The sequence below is a fragment of the Maribacter sp. 2-571 genome (assembly GCF_050589625.1).
Classification (GTDB): domain Bacteria; phylum Bacteroidota; class Bacteroidia; order Flavobacteriales; family Flavobacteriaceae; genus Pelagihabitans.
This window is the reverse complement of the sequence record NZ_JBNGOP010000003.1, coordinates 147038-170820: the sequence shown is the minus strand read 5'-3', so window position 1 is coordinate 170820 and position 23783 is coordinate 147038. Positions and strand designations below refer to the sequence as shown.

Here is a 23783-nt window from a genome sequence, read left to right as displayed (position 1 = left end):
GGCTGTCTTTATAACAATTTGGTCAGATCGGACGACCCGTTCACTTGGTCGCTACGACCAGGTGGTAATTCAGTTGATAGATTACACCATCGACCGTTGTTAACACCTAACACCATTTTAACTTTGAAATAGCTCTAATTAATCGTTTCTTTTTCAGCTGTTCTTCGTTACAAAATATAACCGTAGCTAAGGTTATGCTTAGGTCCCCGGTCAAGCCGGGGACAAGCTTTTTGCCTCGAACAACTAAAAAGTAATTCAATTTCTACACGCGCGATTTCAAAGTTAAAATGGTATAACCTGTTTTGTCTGTCATCAACGAACCATTACGGTGACTTCAAATTCCTCCAGTGACGGACATACCGGTCGGGTAAAACTTACCGCTCCCTCAGTTTCCGCACTACTGAAGATGGCCGCCACTACCTTAAAGGTGTAGATTTCCCATTTTTGCCGTAATAGTAAGCCAGCCTTAGAGAAAATTCTACACTATCGAACGCTTTCATAATGTTTTAATGTTAAGAAGAATCTATATCTTAGTAGAAACCGAAAACGGTGCGGCGGCACTCAAACGGATGCTATGGAAATTTTTTATTGGTTGTTTTACCGATAGAGGTATGCCAAGGCACCGCAAAGCTTCATCATGAATGAAGATGGAACCTATCCGTTCAAATGCCCGTACCGAATTTTAAATCGACCGAACTTTAAACCATTATGTCGTCTTTGAACTACATTGTAAAAGGCTTTTTGGCAGGACAATTGTGCGGCAACGGAAGGGAGCCTTTGCGTAAGGTAACCGTAAAATTGTATGCAACGGAAAACGGGCCGACCTCCTCGGACGAAAGGTATTCTTTTGTTGTGTTATCGGACCAAATTGTCGAGGACAAGGAACCGCATCTTATCGGTGAGGGCACTACCGACGCACAAGGAAACTACGAAATAAACCTCTTAGGACCGTACAACGACGGACCGATAGCCCTGGACCTTTTTATCTCCAAGATACCGAACCACGACACCCCATTGGACAAGGGCGTGCAGCTTTCCGTAACCGTTTTGCACCCGGTTTGGCGAGATGAGGCCGAGGGGAACGTATACAGTTGGAACTACTGTTTTTCGTATTCCGTTTGGAGCGGTATCAGGACAATGTTCGATGCCTGGGTGCTTTGTGGGCATTTAAAACTGGCTCAAGGCAGCGAAAAGAATATCGCTGGGCTTACGGTTTACGGGTATGATGCCGATTGGTTGAAAGACGATTATTTAGGCAAGGCCGTTACCAACGAAAAAGGCTATTTTCAGATCGATTATCGGGGCAAAGATTTTAAAAGGACCTTTCTTTCCCCGATGGTGAACATTGAGACGCCCATATCCTTGACCCAAGGCCCGGATGTCTATTTTAAAGTGACCGATGCGGAAGGCACGGTATGGTATGCGGAAGAACGGTCAAATGGATTTGAAACGGAAAGAAGAAGCGTTCCAAAATGCTTTTACATCGACCTTTATATTTAACGACGTCTAATACCATTTTTAACTTTGAAATGGTATAATATGTTACTGTAATCGTTCTGTATACCTCTTCGGTAGGCAAAAAGAATCCTGTTCTGATCGTACGGAAGGCAATCGGTCCTAACTCGCGATGGCCCTTACAAAATGTGGTACTGGAACTGAAAACCGATGCTGTATCAAGCGGTCAATGGTGCTTTCAAAGGCATCGAACTTCAAGGGTTTGCTCAAAAAATCGAACGCTCCAGTGCCCATTGCCACTTCCTTAAAACGCGGCTCACTGGAGTTCATGACCACCGCAGTGTCCCGACTTAGGTGCGATTTTAGTTCAAATCCGGTCATTTCGGGCATTTCAACATCCAACAATATCAGATCCACAGCAGCGCTTTCTATAGCAAGAAGCCCCAATAGCGGGTTGGCATATGCTCCCAACAACCTTAAATTTTCGTGCCGCTCCACATATTTAACGGCATGCAGCAACTGCAAGGGCGAGTCGTCAATGACGATTACGTTCAAAATCATAGTCAGTAAGTGTTTAGGTAGGTTTGGTTATCTCTATAAACTATACAATCCGTTGATATCTTACCCTAATCAGATGAAATGCACCATACGATCGATAAGCTGTCACATCACCCCATTTCGATGTCGTTCGCGTGAACGGAATCCAACGGTCTATCGGGTAATACCCTAAATGTGGCCTGACCATCGACACCCGCTACATGTCCAACCAGCGTTTAAAATTGCTGGTGCGCTCGCGTGAGACGATAACTTGTTCTTCTTCCTTTGGAAGGAGCTTTAGCAGTAAACGACTGTTGAAATAGCTGTGAATTTCCTCCACTGCCTTTACCGAGACCATAAACTTCCTATTGATCCGGAAAAACTGTACCGGGTTCAAAATATCCTCCAGCTGATCGATTGCATATTCTACAGGGTACGATTTTCCATTGTGCGCGTATAAAAAAATAAGCCCCTCGTGCGATTTAAAATAAGCGATCTCCGCTACCCCAAAAGATTTAAACTGATTGCCCACCTTTACCATAAAACGATGTTTGTACTCTTTTTGAAATAGATTACGAATTTGTTCGAGCTTTTTGTCCCCCCATCGTTCCTCAACGGTATCGGTGGTTTTACGGAATTTATCCAAAGCAGTTTTCAAATCGCGCTTATCAATAGGTTTTAGAAGATAGTCCAACCCGTTGTACTTAAATCCCCTTATGGCGTATTCATTGTATGCCGTGGTAAAGATTACGGGGGGATGGTCGTCCAGATGGTCCAGAATATCAAAACCGTACCCGTCATTCAGTTGAATATCCAAAAAGATCAACTGGGGCAGCGCATTTTCTTCAAACCAAGTCAATGCACTCTCCACCGAGGTCAATTGGGCCACAATTTCTATTTCGGGGGCCAACTCGGCTATCAGCTGGGCCAAACGCCTTGCCGCAATATGTTCGTCTTCTATGATTACCGCTCTCAAAACAAAAGGTATTTTAGGTTTATCAATACTTAGGAAACCGATAATATGGGCCTGTTAAGGGCACCGCGGTCCAATAGGGGCATGGTTACCCTAAAAATGTTTTCGTTCTGTTCCACGGTAACTTCCTGCCGGGTATGAAAGGCATAGCGCTTTTTAATATTTTTGATACCCAACCGGGTGGAGCTTTCCTTTGTTTCCCGTTTTCGAAGGGTATTTTCAACCACCAAAGCAAGCTTACCGACCGTATACACCTTGATATGCATGGGGCGCTCGACCGAAAAATAGTTATGTTTCATGGCGTTTTCCACCAACATTTGCAACGATAAGGTGGGTATGGCGTAGGCCGTAACGTCTACACCGATCTCGGTTTTAATGACGATGGAATCGGTATGTCGTACGTTCATCATAAAAATAAAGGAATCCAAAAAGTTGAGTTCTTTTTCCAGACTGACCACATCCTCCTCCTTGTTATCCAGAATATAACGGTAGGTCGAAGCCAGCCTCGATACAAAATCCGAGGCCAGGTCACGATCCTCGTACATTAGGGAGGTAAGCGTGTTCAAACTATTGAAAAGAAAATGCGGACTGATCTGATTTTTCAGGGATTTGTATTTGGAAGTAAGGACCTCGTTCTGCAGTTCGTTCATTTTCAACTCCAGGTCTTTTTTCTGTTTGCCGGAGAAGTAAAGTAAATTGAACAGCATAATGGCAAAACCCAGCAGCATGGCGCGCATCCAATCGACCCGAAATTGCAACGCCTTGTCTTCTGTAGGAATCTGGCACAGGTCGTCCAATTGATAAAGCCCTAAATAGTATAAAATCGCCGCTGCCGGTGCCAAAAAAAACAAACCAACGCCCAAGGTACGCAGGCTGGCGTTCAAATCAAGGCTTTTCGGCCGCTTAAGCTCCCTTTTTACCGACCAATCATGTATTTCCCAGGTAAGCATGACCAGAAAAAATGCAGTGAAAAAATAAAAAATCGAAGCGGCATCAAAAAGACCATCCCCTTCCTCTCCATGATCAATGGTCAGCTTTACGCCAAAAAAAATGACCATAATGACCAGCAGTCGAAAACTGAATTTACGAAGCCTTTTGTTGCGAAATAGTTTCATAACCATACCCTAAATGTATGGAATACCCGCAGAAATGATCATAAAAAAGGCCTGTACCGTCATTTTTTCCCCTGAAATGTCATTTCCATATCATGAACAGAAAAACCTCCAACGCTATCCTACTTGAACGTTCCAGTACAAAAAACGACAACTGAAGATCAGGATAGCGGGCTACAGCTATTCCCGTTCGTCCTTAGGCGGTAGGAAAAGCATCTTTGAACATCTTAAAAACTGAAACGATGAAAAGAGTATTGCTTTTAACTATGATCTGCGTATTGACGACCATCGGGTTGCAAGCCCAAAATGGCACCATTAAGGGACTGGTAATCGATAAACAATCGGAAAGCCCCTTGTTGGGGGCCACCATTGAGCTCTTGAACACCCAAGAAGCCAAAGGCGTGGTAACGGACGAAGAGGGTCGTTTTGTACTGAACGATGTTCCCGTCGGCCGACAGGCGGTCCGAATCAGCTACATCGGTTTTGAATCGTATACCTTACCGAATGTTGAAGTAACGGCGGGAAAAGATGTTTTTTTAACCGTTGGGTTAACGGAAGCCTTCAACCAATTGGACGAAGTGGTACTCACCGGGAACACCAATAAAGATAAGCCTCTGAACAAAATGGCAACGGTTTCCACAAGGCAGTTCGGACTTGAAGAAGTTACTCGTTTTTCCGGTGGTCGAAGCGATGTGGGACGCCTCGCCGCTAATTTTGCCGGGGTCTCCTCTCCGGACGATAGCAGAAATGACATTGTGGTCCGTGGCAACTCCCCGACCGGACTATTATGGCGTTTGGAGGGTATTCCCATTCCAAGTCCCAACCATTTTGCCACGGCGGGTACTACCGGTGGTCCGGTATCGGCCCTGAATCCCAACATGCTCAAAAGTTCCGATTTTTTAACCTCGGCCTTTCCCGCGGAATACGGGAACGCCCTGGGCGGTGTTTTTGACCTTGGGTTCCGAAACGGAAATGCGGACGATTATGAATTTACATTGCAAACCGGAATTTTCACCGGAGTGGAAGCTATGGCGGAGGGGCCTTTGGGCAAAAAAAACGGTTCGTTTCTAGTAGCGGGGCGCTATTCGTTGGTCAGTATATTGGGTATCGGTGCCGGAGGGACCTCGGCCACGCCAAATTATAGTGATATTTCGTACAACATTAACTTTGGTAAGGGAAAATTGGGAAACTTCTCCCTTTTTGGTATCATCGGAAATTCGGATATCGAATTTTTGGGCGACGATATCGACCCCGACGATCTTTTCTCCGCCGAGGATGAAAATTCATTGGCCGAATCCCGCTTTGGCGTAATAGGCCTCAAACACAACATCAGTTTAGGAAACAATTCCTTTTTGCGGACCATCGTCTCCAATTCGTTTTCGGGAAATGATTTTTATGTGGACCGCTTCATTGAAAAGGACACCCCCGAAGAACGTATCATTGCATTTACCGAGTCGGAAGATTCGGAAAAGCGGTTTACCTTTTCGTCCCTGTTCAATACCAAACTAAGCCGGAAGGCCACCGTCCGGGCCGGGGTGTTGCTCGAAAACTTTCAGGTCGAAAGCCTCCTGAGGGATCGTGGCGAACAGCCCGACGCGGATGGGGACGGCGATCCGGATTTCTTTACTTTTCGCGATATCGATGAAAACGTACTGCTCTTTCAACCCTATGTGCAGGGGAGGTTCCGACTTTCCGAAAAATTGACCTTTAACGCGGGCCTCCATGGACAATACAGTAACCTCAACGACCAATTTGCGCTAGAGCCCCGTGCAGCGATCGCGTACCAATTGGCGCCGGACCATGCCCTGAATTTGGGATACGGCATGCACCAACAGCAACTCCCCTTGCCGATACTTTTTTTGAATCAAGATGTTAACGGAACTTTGGAACAGACCAATAAGAACCTGGATTTTACCCGCAGCAACCATTTTGTGCTGGGGTATGATGTAAAGTTGGCCAGCAACTGGCGCGGAAAATTGGAAGTGTATTACCAGGACATCGATCGGGCGGGTGTCGAAGCCTTTCCATCGAGCTATTCCACCTTAACGGAAGGGGCCGATTTTGGTTTTGAAAATGATCGGGTTTCCCTGGTAAACGAAGGAACCGGATACAACCAGGGAATAGAGTTCACCTTGGAACGGTTTTTCAACAAAGGCTACTATGGTCTGCTTACAGGATCTTTCTTTGAGAGTAAGTATACCGGTAGCGACGGCATTGAACGCAACTCGCCCTTCAATAACGGTTATGTGTTGAACCTGTTGGCGGGCAAAGAGTTTAAAATCGGTGCCGCCAAACAAAATGTGTTTTTTGTGGACACCCGGGTCACGAATGCCGGAGGACGCTATTTTACCCCGGTAAACCTAGGGGCATCACAGCAAGCGGGCTTTGAAGTCCGATTTGAGGATGAAGCTTTTAGCTTGCAATACGATCCCTATTTTCGGTGGGACCTAAAATTCGGAATAAAGCTCAACAGTAAAAAGAAGAAACGTTCGCATCAGTTCTACTTTGATCTGCAGAACGTTACCGCGAACGAAAACGTTTTTGCACGGCGCTACAACCGTTTGACCAATAGCGTAGACCAGGTAGACCAAATCGGCTTTTTCCCGGATTTTGGTTACCGTTTTCAGTTTTAAGCAAGCATGTTCAACATTTAAGCAACAATGGCGGCAAAAACAATTGTTATGAATTCCAACGGAACCTTTTCATTGAACTCCTTTAGACTTTTTAGATTGAAGCGAAAATTATCCATTTTAAGGCCTGTTGAAGACTTTTTTGAGTTTCATAGCAGGGCTACGGGAGGAAAAAAAGACAAAAACAGGGCTGTAAAGGGCAATTTTTTAGCCAATTAAAAAAGTCTAAATGAGTTCATTAGATATCAGCAGCCTTCGGCGAAAAAAAGCACTGGAAAAAAGATTGCGCGAAAAGTTTTGGTGGGGATGGAGCACCGGTTCCATCACCTCAAGACGCGAACGAACAGGGGAACGTCCCAAACCCATCTGATATGCATTTGTCGGAGCAGCGTTATTGCTTATTCCACAAACAACGTGGTCTGCAAATCGTTATAACCGGTTTGGTCTTCCCAGGCAAAGGTATTGGCCAAACGAATGGCGTAGCGTGCATCCTGTGCTATACTGGAACGGTTGTCGGGAAGGTGTAGCAACAGTTCATACGTTCCGGCGGGAACGGCCCCGAACAGATCGATCTCCTGTTCAAACTGCCTACGGTCTCTGACCGTTCGAAGATCTAATTTTAAATCGACATAATACTCGGTACGTGAATTTACCCCGCGTAATACCAACACAAGGGGTCGGGCTTTGGTAAGGGTCGTAAATCCAACATTTGCCATATCCAGACCGAGGTTCCAGGACCCCTCGGTTCCAACAGCCTCTGGAATTGTAATGGACCGCAGCCAATAGCGGTATCCCAAACGGCGTTTGATCTCGTCCATGCATCCGCCGTTCTCCCAGTCGTTGGTAACATCGGTATCAAAATCGGCGTTGATGTAAGTGTAGTTCAATCGGTCCATTTCTGATAATGTACTGCCCGTAGGGTCGCAATCATTTTCAGAATAGCCATCGGCACAGGTCTCCCCTCCTACCATTACATAGCGACTATCATCGGCCACATAATTTTTTAGGTTACCAACATCGCGACGGGCGGAATTTGCCGTATTCCCATAATCGAAATAGGTGCCAAAATCGTCCTCACTACTCAAAAAACAATCGTTGTGAAAACCGATACGCGCAACATCAGCGCCGGAGAATGCCTGGGAACCGCTCATTCCACCAATGGTGGTCGGTGCCGAAACACCATGGACATAACGCTGTTTTAGTTGCGGGTACCGCACCTGTACCATAGTCTCGCTATCGGTATTTTGCAACAATGCCCTCAAAACGGCAATACGATCCTGCCAATTTTCATCTAACAGGCGTCTTTCTTCCCCATTTGCCGAAGCGTCCCCAAAATGGTCGGTATAATAGTTTTCGCCCCATATACCAATGAATCCCATTTGCACCGTAGCAATGACGTCCGCATAAGATCGTAACAAGGGTCCCAATTGGGCAATGTGTTCCAATACACGCGCTTTGGTGGCATCCCCATAGGGCGGGCAGATAGCCGCCTGTTCACAATTGCCCGATTTTGGGGAAATGGTATATGAAAAACGAAGAATTATTTTGGCGCCCCCTTCCCGAACGGTCCTTAAATCGTTTTCAAACTGGCTAAGGAAATTAGCACTCAAGGGAGCATCCAAAAACGTATCGAGAACAAACTGCCGGTGAATTAGGGTACTGAACACCGAAAAGTTGGCATTGCTGTTACGTGCCCCTTCGCGGTAGGTACGTAGTTCGCTTGTGGTCAAAGGGTTGTAGGCACTCCCAAACGTTTTGGAAGAACGGTAAAAGCCACGTTCGGGATTTGGAAAATCTTCAAAACTCTCTTCAAAAGCGAACGTTCGGTAAACCAGATCTGTGTCGTCTTCCCCCTGTTGCCCTTCATCATCGTTGGCCGCATCATCGTCATCGGTCTGTTCCCCGTCCCCATCGGCATCCGCTCCCTCAGCATCCTCCCCATCTTCGACATCTTCGGCATCTTCCCCTTCATTTTCATCATCGGAACCTTCCTCTTCTTTTTCCTCTATAGGTACTCTTTCGTCTGCCGGCGGCAACTCCCTTAACAGGTCGGAATCGGTATTGCAACCATAAAAAAGAAATAGTAAAATAAATGCGCCCCTTAAAAGCATAAATTTTATCGGTGTTTATGAAAGTTCTTTGGACTTTTTCAATACTACCTACGATACGTACGGGTGTAGGGATGTTTCCACTATGTTAAATCGACTTGCGCCAAAGGTATTCGCTTCAACAATCGGCTCGGCTGCATTCTCCATGGTGCTTTGGAGTAGCAATTTTGAAGTTTTAGGATACAAAAAGACCCTTTCCACCAATGTGGAAAGGGTCCTCAAATTTTTAGGATAACGGTCTACGCTTCAAAGGGCTCAATGGAAACAAATGATTTTCCACCAGCTTTCTTTTCAAACTTCACCAAACCATCCACCTTTGCATGCAAGGTGTGGTCTTTACCGGCATATACGTTATCGCCCGCATTGTGCTTTGTACCACGTTGCCTTACAATGATGTTTCCGGCGATAGCCGCTTGGCCACCGAAAATCTTCACGCCCAAGCGTTTCGATTCCGATTCCCTACCGTTCTTGGAACTACCTACTCCTTTTTTGTGTGCCATCTTATTACGGTTTTATATTGTTATACTTAATGGTAAAGCTTATGCTTTACCACCGTCTAATTCGTCTTGCCATTTTTTCAACTCGTCCCATTTACCTTCAGCGGCCAATTTCGCTTGTGCGGGCCAGGTATCGGTTACGTGGTTTCCACGTACCCCGGAAATAATTTCGGCTATTTTCGCGGCATCGGTCTTTGCCAGCTCCGCAAAAGTTGCAATTCCGGCTTCTACCAAAGTTGAGGCGATTTTAGGACCGATTCCTTCGATTTTTTTCAAATCGTCGGCCTTGGCCTTTTTCGCGGGAGCTTTTTTGGCCGGAGCGGCCTTTTCAACTACCGGTGTCTCCACGGCTTTTGCCTTTGGAGCCGCCTTTGGTTTTTCCGCTTTGGCGGGCGCAGCTTTCTTAGCACCTTTGGCAACAATGCTCTCGATAACGATTTCCGTTAACGACTGGCGATGCCCGTTTTTCTTTTTGTACCCTTTACGTCTCTTTTTCTTAAAAACGATAACTTTATCGCCTTTCAGATGTTTTACGACTTTGGCCTCTACGGCAGCGCCGTCTATAGCTGGGGCGCCAATGGTGACGTTCTTTCCGTCGTCCAGAAGTAGTACGTTGTCAAAAACGACTTTTTTACCTTCCTCTGTCTTTAAACGGTGAACATACACTTTTTGGTCTTTCGCAACCTTAAATTGCTGCCCTGCCATCTCTACAATTGCATACATAGCGTGTATAATTAGTTTATATCTATTCGCTCACTTTTTTCAATAAGCGGATGCAAATATACTCCTAATTGCCGAATGCACAAGTGATTTGTTCGCTTTTTAGGCCGTTTTCTTTTTAAGATTGTTGCTCGCCTTGAACAACTGCATAAAGGAGAGCGTGAACACTAAGGTGGTGGCAAAGCCCATAATTGCCACGGTAAAGAAAAGAATGCCTTCAAAGCTTCGGAAAGAAGTGAACCATGCTTCGGAGATCTGGACCATAAACGCCCTGTTTATTTCGGTACAATAAAGGGTGAAAAATAAGGTGAAAATAAGCGTAGCGATGAATCCCGTCACGATTCCGGTGGTAAAGCCGCTGCCGTAGGTAAAGGTTTCCGGTGCCTCGATACGGCGATAGCGAATGGCCTCGTAAATACCGAAGCCGGTAATCACCCCATTGAACAGACTAAAAAATATATTGGTATGCTGCCCCAGTAAAGAAAGTATTAAAAAGTATGCGATCAACGAACCGCTGATCGCGATTCCAAAACGAACGGGTAAAGTAATCTGTTTCATCTGTTTATATTTATTGTTTTTTAATGGAACTCATTTAGACTTTTTGGATTGAAGCGAAAATTAATGATTTAAAGGCCTGTTGAAGACTTTTTTGAGTTTCATAGCAGAGCTACGAGAGGAAAAAAAGGCAAAAACAGGGCAGTAAAGGATAATTTTTTAGCCAATTAAAAAAGTCTAAATGAGTTCATGGTCAGATGTAATTCGCCAATAATCATTTCGGTTGGTATCAAGAATTGTTATGGCTCATTTCATAGCTGTTTTTTTATTCCACTAATTTTTTACTTTAAAATACTGAAAAAAGATGAAAAACGCCAGCAAAATGGCATAAAAAAGCCCGAAACTTAAGGTCCGGGCAAGTTTTTGGGAGCAATAAACTATCCCATTTTCCGAATGGTAGCTTCTCCGATGACAATGCCCTTATCGATTTCGGGATTTCCGGAATAATTGATCGATGCCTCCCCATAACAGGTAATCTTTAAGCGATCGGATACTTTTACGCGAAAATTACTTTCGCCGTAGGCAGTGATCTTGGTGGATTTATTTCGAATCTCCCCTGCATTGACCTCACTCTCGCCATAGGCGCGATATACTTGGTGATTGACCGACCCATCGGAGATTTCCAAATAGCTTTCTCCATATATGGCCACCGTAAGCTCTTCGGCCGTAAGGTCATCAAAATATACCTTTGACTCCCCAAAAATAGAAAGCTTCATATCTTTTTGGTTCATGGCGCTGGCAATATGGATACGCTCTTCGCCGCGTACGGAAAGGTTTTTCAGGTTTCTGTAGGTTATCGTTACCGTAGCTTGGGTGCCATTGTAGATGGACCGACGTCCCTTATAATTATCATAGTTCACTTTTTCCGATTTGGTCAATACCTTCGCACCGTCCAGATACACCCGCAAGGTTTTGCCCGAAACTTCCGCATTGATCTTATCGATGGTTACTTTTGAATCGTTCACCACCACGGATTCTTCCGAACCTTCCTTTAAGGTGACCTCGATGTGTGGACTAATGATGATCTTGTCAAAAGTCTTTACCGAAAATGTATTGTCCTGCGCCTCGGCGGTGGATAGGTTACCTAAAACCGTAATCAGCAACGCGCCCATTGTTATTATTTTTCTCATTTTGATATTTTTTATGATTGATATGCTTAAAAGATAAAGGTAAAAGCCATTTGTTACAGTGAAGTGGTCAAAACTTTTTTTTACTACACGGACCTTTACATGAGAGGCATACGAACTGAATTTTTTTTAACGCTATTCCAAGATTAAAAGAGTATTGTACCTATTACGAGGCTTTCGGGTGGCATTTTACATCCTGTTGTTACTATTTTCGAATACCGTGCCCAGGGCCATGCTACGGAAAAATAGCTTCGGAAGGTCACAAAAGTATTTATGTTCGGTTCCAAAAAAAGTTATGTCTTTTTACGATTTACCAACCATACCCCACAAAGAATGATAGATCCTCCCAACAATTGATATCCATTGATGGCCTCCCCATCAAGAACTCCCCAAAAAATGGCGACTACAGGGATCAAATAAGTTACCGAAGCAGCGAATACCGGACTGGACACCTTGATCAGCCGGTTGAAGTAAATATTGGCAAGGGCGGTTCCTACGATTGCCAAAATCAGCACATACCAGAATGCGGTAACCGCTTCCGGGCGTTCCGCAATGCGCTGAAAAAAACCGGAATAGAGGACAAGGAAAAATGAGGGGACCACCGCTACGGCAAAACTAGCGGTCGTGATGGCCAAGGGACCCAAATGCGCCAGTTTTGTTTTGATGATGTTGATGTTCAAGGCATAGCCCAAGGCCGATAGCAAAATAAAAATGGCGTATCCATAATGCTGGTCGGGTACGAGCTCCATGCCCGTAAGGATCAGCGCAACAACTCCGATCAGACCGACCACGACACCGATAATTTGGCGTTTTGCAATCAGCGCCCCGAACAGCGCAATGCCCACTATAGTCGTTAGCAAAGGTGTGGTAGCATTGAATATTGCGGTGATTCCGCTATCGAGCTCGGTTTGGGCCAATGCGAATAAAAAAGGTGGAAAAAAACTACTGAGCAATCCTGCTAGCGCTAGCCACTTCCAATCGTTTCCAGACAGTTTTCGCAAGCTACGAAAACCGATAAAAAGCAAGGTCAAGGCGGCCAAAACGACACGAAGGCCTCCCACCTGAAGGGCCGTTAAACCCAACAAAGCTTTTTTAATGAGGATGAAAGAAGAACCCCAAATCAACGCTAGAAAAACCAAATACAACCATTTTTGATGGTTTCCTCCCAATACACCCATTTAAACTTCTTTAATTGGCCGAAAAATCGCCTTTTTTCGCTCGACGCGCCGGCCGGCTCCTCATCAAAAGCCAAGTCATTTGCTTTTTCTTTCGGCCCTGTCTTTTTCCCCCTCGTTGCCTTGCTATAAAACTCAAAAAAGGCTTTAACAAGCCTTATCGTTTCCCGAAGTATCGGGGTTATACCATTTCTACCTTGAAATTACTTCAATCCAAAAAGCTGAAACGCGTTCGATGCTTTTTTGGCAAAAGTCCAAATTTTTATTCGTTTTACAACCATACCGTGCGGCTGTAGCGTAACTTTACCTGAAAACGTTCGAGTTTGAAATCCTTCCGGGCCTTGTTTTTTGTGATGCTCTATTTGCTGGCCATGATACGACCGGTAATGCCCCTTTTCGAATACATTGTGGACCAGGACTATATTGCCGAATTCCTCTGCGTGAACAAAGCGAAACCCGAGCTGACCTGCGAGGGCAAATGTTTCCTGATGCAACAACTTTCCGAACAAAGCGAAGGGCAGCAACAAAACGTGCCGTCCATTGCCATGGAAAAATACCCTATTGGCTTTGTATTCCGGTTCGATCTTCATCTTAAAGCAGCGCCAAGCCCCAAACCAAAAAATAATATCCAATACCGTAACGGCTACTCTTTTTTGTATTGCGGCGTCTCCTTTCAACCGCCGATCGGGTAACCGCATATCCCTTTTCCGTTTTCTTTCCAAATACCTGTATTTGGAACGATTTAACGCACCCAACAAAAAACATCCTTTAAAAAAACCGTACGGCCATTTCGGAAATGGCGGTACATTTTAAACATAATGATATGCGCTATTTTTTATTTATCCTACCCCTTATTACCTGCCTGGCTTCCTGTTCGGACAAGAACACCATCTCGCCCAACGGCAATACAGACCAGACAGTAGCCCCTGAGAACCGCTCGCCATCCGTTAGAAACCTAAAACCTGACGGCACTCCGTATTCCCTGGAAACATTGGAAAGCATGTCGCACGAGAAACTCATGCAACTCACCTATGAACCGCCCCGGGATACCATACTGACCATTGGAATTTTATTGTACGACGGCTATTTTAGCCTGGATGCCATGGGACCCCATTCGGTGTTGAGTAGTATGTACCCCGCAAAAACGTTTTTTGTGGGAAAACAGAAGGGAACGGTTACCAGCAACAATGGCCTTATAACACCGATAGACACTACAATAGCGGAGGTAAAACAACTGGATATCCTGGTAGTGCCCGGCGGTACTACGGCCACTTACCGGGCTGCGCAGGACGGTCAACTGTTGCAATGGATCAAGAACATCGATACCAAAAGCAAATATACCACCAGCGTATGCACGGGGGCATGGATCCTCGGGGCAGCGGGACTGCTGAAAGGGAAAAATGCCACGACCAATTGGTACCGGGCCGAAGAAAAACTAGAGGAGTATGGCGCCACCTTTACACACGAGCGGTTTACCAAGGATGGGAAGTATTGGACTTCCGCAGGGGTATCTGCCGGTATCGATATGAGCTTGGCATTGGTGGACCATATTATGGGCCGGAACTATGCAGCCTTTGTAATGCTCAATTTAGAGTATGATCCACAACCGCCTTTTAAGGGAGGTGCCGTAGAAAAAACGGATCCGGTCATACATTTTATGACCAAAAAGATGTACGATCTGAGCCTGGAGCCGGAAGCATTTTCAAAAGATAAAAAAAAGGGTCTGTAAAGACGGTTTGTACGCTGTTGTTCCCAGTTAAAATCCCTAATTTTGAGGAAACGGAAAAAAATGAAAAAAGCCAGCTACTTTTTTTTACTACTCTGTCTGATTTTCGCGGTTTCCTGCAAGGGGGAGCAAAAAGAGACCGAAACAAAGGAACCGACTCAAATGGAGCGGGTGATGGCCACCCACGATGAAGTTATGCCCAAAATGAGTACCATAAACAAGTTGATTACGGAACTGGAAACCAAAGTGGATACCACTACCCAAGGTGTGAAATATGGAAAAGCCGTAAACGAACTGAAAGATGCCAATAAACAGATGATGGATTGGATGGGTGGCTTTGTGGCGCGTTTCAACTCCGATGAAATTACCAAGGGAAAAGCGTTATCGGAAGAAAAGCAGTTATGGTTGGACAAAGAAGAGGAAAAGGTTATTGCCGTAAAAGACAAAATGAACGGTAGTATCGAACGTGCTGAAGCACTGTTGGGCAAGTAGCGTTACCCCTAAAGAAATTGGAAAAACCGGCTCCTTTGGCCGGTTTTTACATTGTAATACCAATTATCGATCCGCAACGGAAGGCGTTGCAAAAACCAAACACAAAAATACCTCTACACGATCGCCCAACCGCTTTCTCAAAATGGAAAAAGCCTTGGTCACATGGGCTTCCACCGTTTTTTTTGATACGTTCAGGTAGTTGGCGATCTCAATATTGGTAAGTCCCTCTTTTCTGCTGAGCAGAAAAACCTCCTTACACTTCGGGGGCAATTGCTGTATTTCCTTTCCAATATGTTCAATGACCTTGGCAAACGAGGTTTCATCATGGGATTTTGCCGCATTGTTGAGAGCGCTAAAATACTTCTGTTCCAAAACCATTTTAGAACGGTTCCTTTTGTATTGGTTCAAAAACTCATTGTGTACCGATTTGAACAAGTAGTTCTGTAAAGTAACCACTACTTGCATCCTTTTGCGGTGTTCCCATGTTCTCAAAAAAACGTTTTGAAGGATATCCTGGGCCATGGCCTCGTCGTTCGTGAGCGTAATTGCGTAGGCGAACAACCGTTGGCTATAGCGGTCTACCAAAAAAATAAAGGCGCTTTCTTCTCCTTTCGTCAAGGCTTCGAGCAAATGGGACGGGTTTTCGTAATTCACGTGTAACTTGTATTATTCACAATTAAAATGCACTTCTAATGCAAATATGAAAAAAAAATAATCAAAACCTTAGGGTTTTCCAAAACCGCTTTGTCATACTAATAAAGAAAAGCCGAAAAATGAGTTTTCCGGATATCGACAATGCAATTACGAAATACCTAACGAACGAGGCGGATAGTTCCGAACTGGACCTGCTATCCAAATGGATCGAAAGTGCCGCGAACCAGCGCTACTTTGACGCCTGCGTAAAAACGCATTACGAACTTACTGCTGCTATGAAAAAACCCGATGTTGACGAACTTAAGAACACCTTGTTAAAACAGATCAAGAAAGATAAAAATCCTTTTTACAAATACAGAATCGCCTCTATTTTAAAGTATGCGGCGGTAATACTGGCCGTGTTAGGGCTGACCTATTTGTTCCGGGGCCTTTCGGAAAAAAGTTCCACGGCAGTAGAACTGACCGTGCAACAACAATTGGTTCCGAAGGAAGGTTCCATTACCATAGAGCTGAACAACGGTACCGTACAGACCATAGATCCTGACGGCAATAGCACGATCAGGGACGCCAAAGGCTCCGTTATCGGAAACCAAAACCGGTCCCAACTCCAATATCAAGGCATTGCGGCTTCGGGGAAATTAAGGTACAATACCCTGCACATTCCGAAAGGAAAACGTTTTGAGGTCATTTTGTCCGATGGTACCCGTGTGTATCTTAATGCGGATAGTTCCCTTAAATATCCCATACAGTTTGTTGCAGGAAAACCAAGGGACGTTTTTCTTGAAGGCGAAGCTTATTTCGATGTAACCAAACAAGAAGGACTTCCCTTTACCGTGCATGCCGATGATATGAACATTAATGTTATCGGAACGAAGTTCAATGTATCGCATTATGCCCAAAACGACCATATCCAAACCGTTCTAGTAGAGGGTTTCGTGGCATTGTCACAGAATAGGGACGATAATGCCATACCGACCATGCTGACCCCCGGGAACAAGGCCCAATGGAACAAAAAGGACAATAGTACCGCAATTAAAAAGGTAGATACCAGATTGTACACCGCTTGGATGGACGGCAAACTCATTTTTAGGAACACGGCCTTTAAAGAAATTCGGCAGACTTTGGAACGGCATTATAACGTTACCATCAAAAACAAAAATAAGGACCTTGACTCCCAATTGTTCGATGCCACTTTCGACATTGAGCGCATAGAGGAAATACTGGAAATTTTCAGTAAGAGTTACGCCATTGATTACAGCATCATAAATAACGAAGTTATTATTGAATAATACAGAAACACCACAATATACGTACTGCAGCGACAGGAGAACAGGAGTGCGCTAAACGATAACAAACTTAAAACACCACATATATGAATACACCATGACAAATTAGGTACCGTAGCGCTTAAATAGAAAAATCGGAAAATGCGGACACATTTCCCGATTTCATTAAGTGTGATTTAAAATGATTTTAAACCAAAATAGAACACGAAATTATGAAAAAAACCAATAATTCCGGAGGTTTTGAACACTCTCTTTGGAAATTTGACCTGAAAATGAAGCTTACCCTATTCTTTGTAGTCATTTGTTTGTTTCAACTGAAAGCGAACGATGCCTATGCCCAAAACACCAAACTATCGCTAGATATGAACAGTGTTTCGGTAAACGAAGTGATCCGAAAAATCGAATCGGTATCCGACTTTAAGTTTTTATACAACCGCAAAGATGTCGACCTCCAGCGTATCGTCAGCGTAAAGGCGGTAAAACGCCCTATCGGCGATATTCTTTCACATATTTTTCTTCGATCGGATATCCAATACGAGGTCGTTAAAAAACAGATCGTGCTTACCCGAAAACAAAAAACGGACACTACGGCAAAAAAAATCGCCCAGGACCGAGAAGTCAGCGGTACCGTTAACGACGACAATGGCGACCCTTTGCCCGGTGCAAACGTATTGGTCAAAGGCTCTACAACGGGCACGCAAACCGACTTTGACGGTAATTTTACCATACAGATCCCCGATGGGGGCACTACCTTGGTCATTTCCTATATCGGTTTCAAGACCGTGGAAGTGGCTATATCGGACAAGGACAACATTACGGTTCAGTTAGAGGCCGCCACGGCACAATTGGAGGACGTGGTAATCGTCGGTTCCCGTGGAAAACCAAGAACCGATGTCGACCGGCCAGTACCGGTAGATGTGGTGGAAGCAAAAGAATTGGCCGCTACCGGACAAACGGACCTGGGACAGCAGATCCAATTTGCGTCACCGTCCTTTAACTCCGCAAAATATGGCGTGAACGGTACAACGAACTATGCGGAACCCGCTACCCTGAAAGGGATGTCCCCCGATCAGTCGCTGGTACTGATCAACGGAAAAAGAAGACACCAGTTTTCTACCCTGAACCTCAACGTGGCCCCTGGATTGGGAACCATTGTAACCGATTTAAACTCCATTCCCGCCGGAGCATTGAAACGGATCGAAGTACTTCGCGACGGTGCGGCCGCACAGTACGGTTCCGATGCTATTGCGGGTATTATCAACCTTAGCTTGAACAACTCTGTTGGGGTAGGCACCTACAACGGGACCGCCGGAATTCACAAGGAAGGCGACGGGGTAACCTTTAAACACAGTCTCAACTACGGTTTTGGATTAGGAAAAGAAAACAGTTATTTCAACTTTACATTTGAAACTTTTACTTTCAGCGGTACCAATCGGTCCGACCCTTATACGGGCAGTATATATCCCGACACTCCGGACGATTACGATGTTACGGGACCAACAACCGCCTTTCCCTATGACACGGCAAACCCAAGGCAAGATAGAGGGGTGTACCCCCAGGGCGATTTCGTAGTCGGGAATTACGGATCTAATGAAAATGAAACCTATCAGGCCTTCTACAACATGGGGCTTCCCTTTGGTAATGAATGGAAACTGTACAGTTTTGGCGGGGTGTCCCGAAAAGATATCCTTGCTTTCGGTTTCTTCAGAAACCCGAGCCGTAGCAGCCGTGCCGTACTGTCGGTTTTTCCGGATGGTTATGTACCTGAGTTACCGGGAACCTCCTTCGATGTGTCGACGGTAGTCGGTATCGATCGCATTACGGCCGATAAATGGAATTATGATCTGAGTTATAGCTTTGGCCGTAACTATTTGGACTTGTTCGCCAACCAAACGACCAACCCTTCGCTAGGTTCGGCCACCCCTACGGAATTCAAGGTAGGGCGTTACGATTTTAGGCAACAGATCATGGAATTGAACATGTCCAAAGCGCTTTCCGAGAGTTTTAACCTCGCGTTCGGGGCACAGTACCGAAACGATAACTTTTTGTTGATATCGGGATCTCCGGAATCGTATGAGGTAGGCCCCTTGGCGGCGACCGACGGTAAGGATGTTGGATCCAGTGCACGGCCGGGTATCGCCCTAGAGGACGAGAACGACCTTAGCAGAAGTAACGTTGCCCTATATGCGGATGTCGAAAAAGACTTCTCGGATGCTTTTCTCGTAGGTGCGGCCCTTCGTTTTGAAAACTATAGCGATTTTGGGAGCAATCTTTCCGGTAAGCTGGCGGCACGTTATAAGCTAACCGATAACCTGGCCCTTCGAGGCTCGTTCAACCGAGGTTTCAGGGCACCGTCATTGGCGCAGATCGGAAACCGTGTAAATACCTCAACCGTACAAAACGGCGTAATCGTCATCACCAAACAGGTATCGAGCGACGATGAACGCTTGGCGCAGTTGGGAGTAGAAGATCCGGAAGCGGAAATATCCAATAACTATAACTTTGGTATTACGGCAAAAGCGGCCGGAGGCGCCCTATTGTTTACCTTGGACGCTTTTCAAATCGATATCGACGACCGGATCGTCATATCGGAACGGCTGAACACTGGCGATTTTCCTGCAGTGGCCGCCTTGTTTACCGATGCACGGGAAATCCGTTTTTTTACGAACCACATCAGTACCCAAACAAGGGGTATCGATTTTGTAACCTCCTATAAAAAGGCATTTTCGGAGAAGAGCAGTATCAATGCCAGTATTGCCTTTACCATAAACGAAACCAAGGTAAAAAGCCAAAAGGATACACCTGCCGAAATATTGGCCGGGGCAGCCGAGGAGTTTCAAGGTCAGAAACTTTTAGGGGCGGTCGCCACCGAACTGATCGAAGTGGCACAACCCCGAAACAAACTGCTCATGAACGTCAACTACAATACCGGGCGTTTTGGCATAACGGGCAGGCTCACCAATTTTGGATCCGTACAAGCTTCCAGTAGGGGGCTCGACCTCGCCGATTCCAACGTATCGGCAGGAGCGGGACCCAACAACATACAGACCTTTGCCGCGAAGGCCATAACGGACCTTAGCGTTTCTTATGCCCTAAGCGAAAATTTCCGCTTCACACTGGGAGCGAACAATATTTTTGATGTATACCCCGACAAGTACAACAATACCGCGGATGGTTTTGTTGGCCAAGCCAGTTCGTACGCGAACGGGCAAATTCCGTATTCCAGGAATTCCAATCAGTTCGGGTTCAACGGCTCCTATTACTTTACGGGTTTGAACGTTACTTTTTAAGTAGTTTTTTGTTTGGTTTGAGTTAGTTTATAGAGGCTCCGCCCAGCGGGGCCTCTGTTTTAAAATGGCATGGAAAATCACTTTGTTCTCTTCTCATCTTTTACCCTCGGTTATCTGCTAAGAAACCTCAGCGTATTGCCATCCAATTTTGCGCTATCGCTCAATAAAACACTCATCTACTTTTTTTTACCGGTGCTTATATTGCTGCATCTGAGCCAATTTAAATTCGATATCGTCCATATTTGGTTGCTCATCACGCCCTGGATCATTTACGGGTGCTCCCTTCTTTTTTTTGAGGCGGTACACCAACTTACGCCCATTCCCAAAAAAGTTAGGGCGGCATTGATCATGACCTCCGGTATCGGCAGTATCTCTTTTGTCGGATTTCCATTTTTTAAGTTGTTCTATGGCGATGAAGGGCTTTCCTATGGTATTGTAATGAGTATTGCAGGCACCCTTGTCGTATGCAATTCGGTAGGTATTTTAACGGGGTATTGGTACGCACAAGAACAGCCAAAACCATCCGTAATAGTCAAGAAAATAGTACAGTTCCCACCGTTTATAGCAATGTTCATAGCCATGTTGCTCCTCTTTTTCGATTATGAACACCACAGCTCCACCAAATCGGTGTTGACCTTTCTGAGTAGTCCTTTTTCCGTTTTGGCCCTTTTCACCATAGGGCTCCAAGTACAGCTCAAGGGATTTGGGGAAAACCGGAAGTTTCTTTGGTTGGGCCAGTTTTACAAACTGGTTTTGGCACCTGTACTCATTTATATGCTTTTCTTTTTTTTGGGGCTTCAACACACGCTTATCGCAAAAATATGTATTCTTGGGGCCGGCATCGGTTCTATGAACACTATAGCGATCGTTGCCGTATCGTTAAACCCGAGGCCAAAACTGGCCCTTTTAATGCCAGGAGTGGGCATTCCCCTATCCGTCGGCACCCTAATGCTATTGTATTATTTAATTTGTTGATATGCCCACAACCAAAAAAATCGGTCTCTTTCTAGGACCCTTACTGTTTTTGATCATTCTTAACTTTTTTCATCCGGAAGGCTTGTCAAAGGAGGCGAACGCCATTTTGGCCACCACCGCCTGGATCGCCGTTTGGTGGATTACGGAGGCCATCCCCATTGCCGCCACAGCGCTGCTGCCCTTGGTCCTTTTTCCCTTATCGGGAGGTTTGGATCTCCCCAGTACTTCGGGCTCCTTTGGGCACAAGTACATTTTTCTGTATATGGGCGGCTTTATTATTGCCATCACCATAGAAAAATGGAACCTCCATAGGCGTATAGCCCTGAATATTATAAAGATTATCGGGTCCAACGTTCGAAAGATCATCTTGGGGTTCATGGTCGCCACCGCCTTTTTATCCATGTGGATTTCCAACACGGCCACCTCGGTAATGATGTTGCCCATCGGTATTGCGATCATAAAACAATTGCAGGACAATCCGGGAACGGTAAAAAACGAAAACACCATCTTCGGAAAGGCCCTGATGCTATCCATCGCCTACAGTGCATCCATCGGAGGCATAGCGACCTTGATCGGCACGCCCCCCAATCTTGTTTTGGCAGGAGTGGTCTTGGACACCTATGGGTACGAGATTACCTTTATGCAATGGTTCGCTTTTGGGCTTCCCATTGCCATTCTGTTACTCTTTATCTGTTGGGTGTATTTAACCCGTTTTGCCTTTACGTTCGACCAAGAAAATTTTCCCGGCGGAAAGGACGAAATTAAAAAGCAGTTGGCCAACCTGGGCAAGATCACCTATGAGGAAAAACTGGTGGCGATCGTTTTTGCCAGCACCGCTTTCTGTTGGATTACCCGTTCTTTTCTGCTTCAAAAAATACTACCGCAATTGGACGATACCATTATCGCCATGGTATTTGCCATTGTGCTTTTTCTGATTCCCGCTAAAAATAAAAAAGGGGCCCTAATCGGTTGGGAAGAAGCCGTAAAAATGCCTTGGGGCATCATCTTACTGTTCGGTGGAGGCATGGCATTGGCCAAAGGTTTTGAAGTAAGCGGACTGGCCAATTGGATCGGAAACCAAATGACCTCGCTTACCGACCTGCCCTTTTTGCTTTTGATCTTGGTTCTGATAACCGCGGTCAATTTTCTCACGGAAATCACCTCCAACCTGGCAACTACCGCCATGTTGCTCCCCGTTCTGGCACCCATGGCCCTGACCATAGATATCCATCCCTTTGTTTTAATGGTAGGAACCGCGGTCGCGGCATCTTGCGCGTACATGCTGCCCGTAGCTACACCACCCAATGCCGTGGTATTCGGTTCAGGATATCTCCGTATACCGGATATGGTACAAAAGGGACTGTTTATGAACATCATCTCCATAGTAATCCTAACGGGTTTCGTTTATTATGTGTTGCCCGAACTTTGGGATATTACCATTGACAAATTTCCAGAAAAACTAAAACCATAAATTATGTTTGAAGGGTTTACTACAAAAAAGGCAACGGTTAACGGCACAACCATCCATTACCGGATAGGTGGAAAAGGAAAACCCTTATTATTATTGCACGGATACCCCCAAAGCCATGTCATATGGCATAAAATAGCCCCATTTTTGGCCGAGCGCTACACCGTTGTGGCAAGCGACCTCCGAGGATACGGTGACAGCGGCAAGCCCGCCACGGTTCCCGACCACAGTTCGTATTCAAAAAGGGAAATGGCCAAAGACCAAGTGTTGTTAATGCAAGCCCTGGGCTTCGATTCTTTTTTCGTGGCGGGGCATGATCGCGGTGGCCGAGTGGCTCATCGGATGGCCTTAGATCATCCACAGGCGATAACGAAACTGGCCGTGTTGGATATTGCCCCGACCTACACCATGTATAAGACGACCGATATGGAGTTCGCAACGGCATACTTTCATTGGTTTTTTCTAATTCAGCCCGCGGACATTCCGGAAAAAATGATCGGCGCAGATCCTGAGTACTTCCTATTGAAAAAATTTGGACAATGGGGAAGGGATAGCGGTGCATTTACCGAAGCCGCCATGGCCGAATACCGACGTTGCCTGACCCCGGAGACTATACACGCCAGTTGCGAAGATTATAGGGCCTCGGCATCGATAGACCTTGAACATGACCAATCGGATATCGACAGCGGGAAAAAAACACCTTGCGAAACACTCTGTCTATGGGGCGAAAAGGGTTATGTAGGCAAAAAATATAATGTTGTAAAAGAATGGAAAAAATGGGCCGACGAGGTCACCGGATATGCATTGCCCTGCGGACACTATTTACCGGAGGAAGCACCCGATCAAACCCTGGATGCCTTTATCCAATTTTTTGGCTAATAGAAAAGACGGACCGATATAACGCAATGGACCAACAAGAACGGATTCCCGTTCAGATATCAAAAAATAAAAACCTATTCATCGTTCCCATCTGAAATATTGGGAGCTACCGATTACTAAAAAA

Annotated in this window: 22 protein-coding genes; 12 read left to right on the top strand and 10 right to left on the bottom strand. The window is 45.5% G+C overall.

Annotation, left to right across the window (positions count from 1 at the left end; genetic code table 11):
- The first annotated feature begins 717 nt into the window (after window positions 1–717).
- Window positions 718–1500 carry a hypothetical protein gene (locus ACRD7P_RS03345; protein WP_430906075.1) on the top strand — a complete coding sequence of 261 codons (783 nt, stop codon included), beginning with the start codon at window positions 718–720 and terminating at the stop codon, window positions 1498–1500.
- A gap of 117 nt (window positions 1501–1617) precedes the next feature.
- Here the strand turns inward: ACRD7P_RS03345 and ACRD7P_RS03340 are convergent, their stop codons facing one another.
- The 3 genes from ACRD7P_RS03340 to ACRD7P_RS03330 form a co-directional block, all read right to left on the bottom strand.
- Window positions 1618–2016: a LytR/AlgR family response regulator transcription factor gene (locus tag ACRD7P_RS03340; RefSeq protein ID WP_430906074.1), complete on the bottom strand. Its 399-nt coding sequence runs from the start codon at window positions 2014–2016 to the stop codon at window positions 1618–1620.
- A gap of 193 nt (window positions 2017–2209) precedes the next feature.
- Window positions 2210–2968: a LytR/AlgR family response regulator transcription factor gene (locus tag ACRD7P_RS03335; protein WP_430906073.1), complete on the bottom strand. Its 759-nt coding sequence runs from the start codon at window positions 2966–2968 to the stop codon at window positions 2210–2212.
- A 29-nt stretch (window positions 2969–2997) separates the two neighbouring features.
- Complete coding sequence (locus tag ACRD7P_RS03330; RefSeq protein WP_430906072.1) at window positions 2998–4080, bottom strand: sensor histidine kinase; 1083 nt, start codon at window positions 4078–4080, stop codon at window positions 2998–3000.
- Between the two features lie 239 nt (window positions 4081–4319).
- Here ACRD7P_RS03330 and ACRD7P_RS03325 point away from each other — a divergent pair, with 239 nt between their 5' ends.
- Genes ACRD7P_RS03325 through ACRD7P_RS03315 form a run of 3 tightly spaced genes read left to right on the top strand, consistent with a single transcriptional unit; the run spans window position 4320 to window position 7077 of the window.
- Entirely contained in the window at window positions 4320–6710 is a 2391-nt protein-coding gene (locus ACRD7P_RS03325) for a TonB-dependent receptor (protein WP_430906071.1), read from the top strand.
- A gap of 48 nt (window positions 6711–6758) precedes the next feature.
- Window positions 6759–6926: a hypothetical protein gene (locus tag ACRD7P_RS03320; protein ID WP_430906070.1), complete on the top strand. Its 168-nt coding sequence runs from the start codon at window positions 6759–6761 to the stop codon at window positions 6924–6926.
- Window positions 6927–6936: 10 nt separating this feature from the next.
- Entirely contained in the window at window positions 6937–7077 is a 141-nt protein-coding gene (locus ACRD7P_RS03315; RefSeq protein WP_430906069.1) for a hypothetical protein, read from the top strand.
- Window positions 7078–7105: 28 nt separating this feature from the next.
- Here ACRD7P_RS03315 and ACRD7P_RS03310 read toward each other — a convergent pair whose 3' ends face one another.
- The 6 genes from ACRD7P_RS03310 to ACRD7P_RS03285 form a co-directional block, all read right to left on the bottom strand.
- Window positions 7106–8818: a DUF4832 domain-containing protein gene (locus tag ACRD7P_RS03310; protein WP_430906068.1), complete on the bottom strand. Its 1713-nt coding sequence runs from the start codon at window positions 8816–8818 to the stop codon at window positions 7106–7108.
- Window positions 8819–9054: 236 nt separating this feature from the next.
- Window positions 9055–9315, bottom strand: coding sequence for a 50S ribosomal protein L27 (gene rpmA, locus ACRD7P_RS03305; RefSeq protein WP_430906067.1), 261 nt, complete (start codon window positions 9313–9315; stop codon window positions 9055–9057).
- 39 nt (window positions 9316–9354) lie between these two features.
- Complete coding sequence (gene rplU, locus ACRD7P_RS03300) at window positions 9355–10035, bottom strand: 50S ribosomal protein L21 (RefSeq protein ID WP_430906066.1); 681 nt, start codon at window positions 10033–10035, stop codon at window positions 9355–9357.
- 99 nt (window positions 10036–10134) lie between these two features.
- The gene (locus ACRD7P_RS03295; RefSeq protein WP_430906065.1) at window positions 10135–10590 is read right to left on the bottom strand and encodes a DUF4199 domain-containing protein; all 456 of its coding nucleotides are present in this window, start codon (window positions 10588–10590) and stop codon (window positions 10135–10137) included.
- Window positions 10591–10964: 374 nt separating this feature from the next.
- Window positions 10965–11717: a head GIN domain-containing protein gene (locus ACRD7P_RS03290; RefSeq protein WP_430906064.1), complete on the bottom strand. Its 753-nt coding sequence runs from the start codon at window positions 11715–11717 to the stop codon at window positions 10965–10967.
- A gap of 290 nt (window positions 11718–12007) precedes the next feature.
- Window positions 12008–12892, bottom strand: coding sequence for a DMT family transporter (locus tag ACRD7P_RS03285; RefSeq protein ID WP_430906063.1), 885 nt, complete (start codon window positions 12890–12892; stop codon window positions 12008–12010).
- Window positions 12893–13212: 320 nt separating this feature from the next.
- Between ACRD7P_RS03285 and ACRD7P_RS03280 the strand changes: the two genes are divergently transcribed.
- From ACRD7P_RS03280 to ACRD7P_RS03270, 3 genes are all read left to right on the top strand, one after another.
- A complete protein-coding gene (locus ACRD7P_RS03280) occupies window positions 13213–13581 on the top strand; it encodes a hypothetical protein (RefSeq protein WP_430906062.1) in 369 nt (122 codons plus the stop codon).
- Between the two features lie 131 nt (window positions 13582–13712).
- Window positions 13713–14618, top strand: coding sequence for a DJ-1/PfpI family protein (locus ACRD7P_RS03275; RefSeq protein ID WP_430906061.1), 906 nt, complete (start codon window positions 13713–13715; stop codon window positions 14616–14618).
- Window positions 14619–14678: 60 nt separating this feature from the next.
- A complete protein-coding gene (locus ACRD7P_RS03270; protein ID WP_430906060.1) occupies window positions 14679–15107 on the top strand; it encodes a hypothetical protein in 429 nt (142 codons plus the stop codon).
- 63 nt (window positions 15108–15170) lie between these two features.
- Here the strand turns inward: ACRD7P_RS03270 and ACRD7P_RS03265 are convergent, their stop codons facing one another.
- Window positions 15171–15761, bottom strand: a complete 591-nt coding sequence (locus ACRD7P_RS03265; protein WP_430906059.1) for an RNA polymerase sigma factor — start codon at window positions 15759–15761, stop codon at window positions 15171–15173.
- A gap of 119 nt (window positions 15762–15880) precedes the next feature.
- Between ACRD7P_RS03265 and ACRD7P_RS03260 the strand changes: the two genes are divergently transcribed.
- From ACRD7P_RS03260 to ACRD7P_RS03240, 5 genes are all read left to right on the top strand, one after another.
- Window positions 15881–17050, top strand: a complete 1170-nt coding sequence (locus ACRD7P_RS03260; RefSeq protein WP_430906058.1) for a FecR family protein — start codon at window positions 15881–15883, stop codon at window positions 17048–17050.
- Between the two features lie 209 nt (window positions 17051–17259).
- Window positions 17260–20337, top strand: a complete 3078-nt coding sequence (locus tag ACRD7P_RS03255) for a TonB-dependent receptor domain-containing protein (protein WP_430906057.1) — start codon at window positions 17260–17262, stop codon at window positions 20335–20337.
- Between the two features lie 69 nt (window positions 20338–20406).
- On the top strand, window positions 20407–21312 hold the full coding sequence (locus ACRD7P_RS03250; RefSeq protein ID WP_430906056.1) for an AEC family transporter: 906 nt from the start codon (window positions 20407–20409) through the stop codon (window positions 21310–21312).
- Window position 21313: 1 nt separating this feature from the next.
- Window positions 21314–22783, top strand: a complete 1470-nt coding sequence (locus tag ACRD7P_RS03245) for an SLC13 family permease (protein ID WP_430906055.1) — start codon at window positions 21314–21316, stop codon at window positions 22781–22783.
- A gap of 3 nt (window positions 22784–22786) precedes the next feature.
- Window positions 22787–23659: an alpha/beta fold hydrolase gene (locus ACRD7P_RS03240; protein WP_430906054.1), complete on the top strand. Its 873-nt coding sequence runs from the start codon at window positions 22787–22789 to the stop codon at window positions 23657–23659.
- Window positions 23660–23783 lie beyond the last annotated feature (124 nt).

Bases quoted from the DNA above. Each gene is read 5' to 3' on its own strand.
- ACRD7P_RS03340 (WP_430906074.1), bottom strand. From the start codon at position 2,016: ATGATTTTGAACGTAATCGTCATTGACGACTCGCCCTTGCAGTTGCTG.
- ACRD7P_RS03330 (WP_430906072.1), bottom strand. From the start codon at position 4,080: ATGAAACTATTTCGCAACAAAAGGCTTCGTAAATTCAGTTTTCGACTG.
- ACRD7P_RS03325 (WP_430906071.1), top strand. From the start codon at position 4,320: ATGAAAAGAGTATTGCTTTTAACTATGATCTGCGTATTGACGACCATC.
- ACRD7P_RS03320 (WP_430906070.1), top strand. From the start codon at position 6,759: ATGAATTCCAACGGAACCTTTTCATTGAACTCCTTTAGACTTTTTAGA.
- ACRD7P_RS03315 (WP_430906069.1), top strand. From the start codon at position 6,937: ATGAGTTCATTAGATATCAGCAGCCTTCGGCGAAAAAAAGCACTGGAA.
- ACRD7P_RS03310 (WP_430906068.1), bottom strand. From the start codon at position 8,818: ATGCTTTTAAGGGGCGCATTTATTTTACTATTTCTTTTTTATGGTTGC.
- rpmA (WP_430906067.1), bottom strand. From the start codon at position 9,315: ATGGCACACAAAAAAGGAGTAGGTAGTTCCAAGAACGGTAGGGAATCG.
- rplU (WP_430906066.1), bottom strand. From the start codon at position 10,035: ATGTATGCAATTGTAGAGATGGCAGGGCAGCAATTTAAGGTTGCGAAA.
- ACRD7P_RS03295 (WP_430906065.1), bottom strand. From the start codon at position 10,590: ATGAAACAGATTACTTTACCCGTTCGTTTTGGAATCGCGATCAGCGGT.
- ACRD7P_RS03290 (WP_430906064.1), bottom strand. From the start codon at position 11,717: ATGAGAAAAATAATAACAATGGGCGCGTTGCTGATTACGGTTTTAGGT.
- ACRD7P_RS03285 (WP_430906063.1), bottom strand. From the start codon at position 12,892: ATGGGTGTATTGGGAGGAAACCATCAAAAATGGTTGTATTTGGTTTTT.
- ACRD7P_RS03275 (WP_430906061.1), top strand. From the start codon at position 13,713: ATGCGCTATTTTTTATTTATCCTACCCCTTATTACCTGCCTGGCTTCC.
- ACRD7P_RS03270 (WP_430906060.1), top strand. From the start codon at position 14,679: ATGAAAAAAGCCAGCTACTTTTTTTTACTACTCTGTCTGATTTTCGCG.
- ACRD7P_RS03260 (WP_430906058.1), top strand. From the start codon at position 15,881: ATGAGTTTTCCGGATATCGACAATGCAATTACGAAATACCTAACGAAC.
- ACRD7P_RS03255 (WP_430906057.1), top strand. From the start codon at position 17,260: ATGAAAAAAACCAATAATTCCGGAGGTTTTGAACACTCTCTTTGGAAA.
- ACRD7P_RS03250 (WP_430906056.1), top strand. From the start codon at position 20,407: ATGGAAAATCACTTTGTTCTCTTCTCATCTTTTACCCTCGGTTATCTG.
- ACRD7P_RS03245 (WP_430906055.1), top strand. From the start codon at position 21,314: ATGCCCACAACCAAAAAAATCGGTCTCTTTCTAGGACCCTTACTGTTT.
- ACRD7P_RS03240 (WP_430906054.1), top strand. From the start codon at position 22,787: ATGTTTGAAGGGTTTACTACAAAAAAGGCAACGGTTAACGGCACAACC.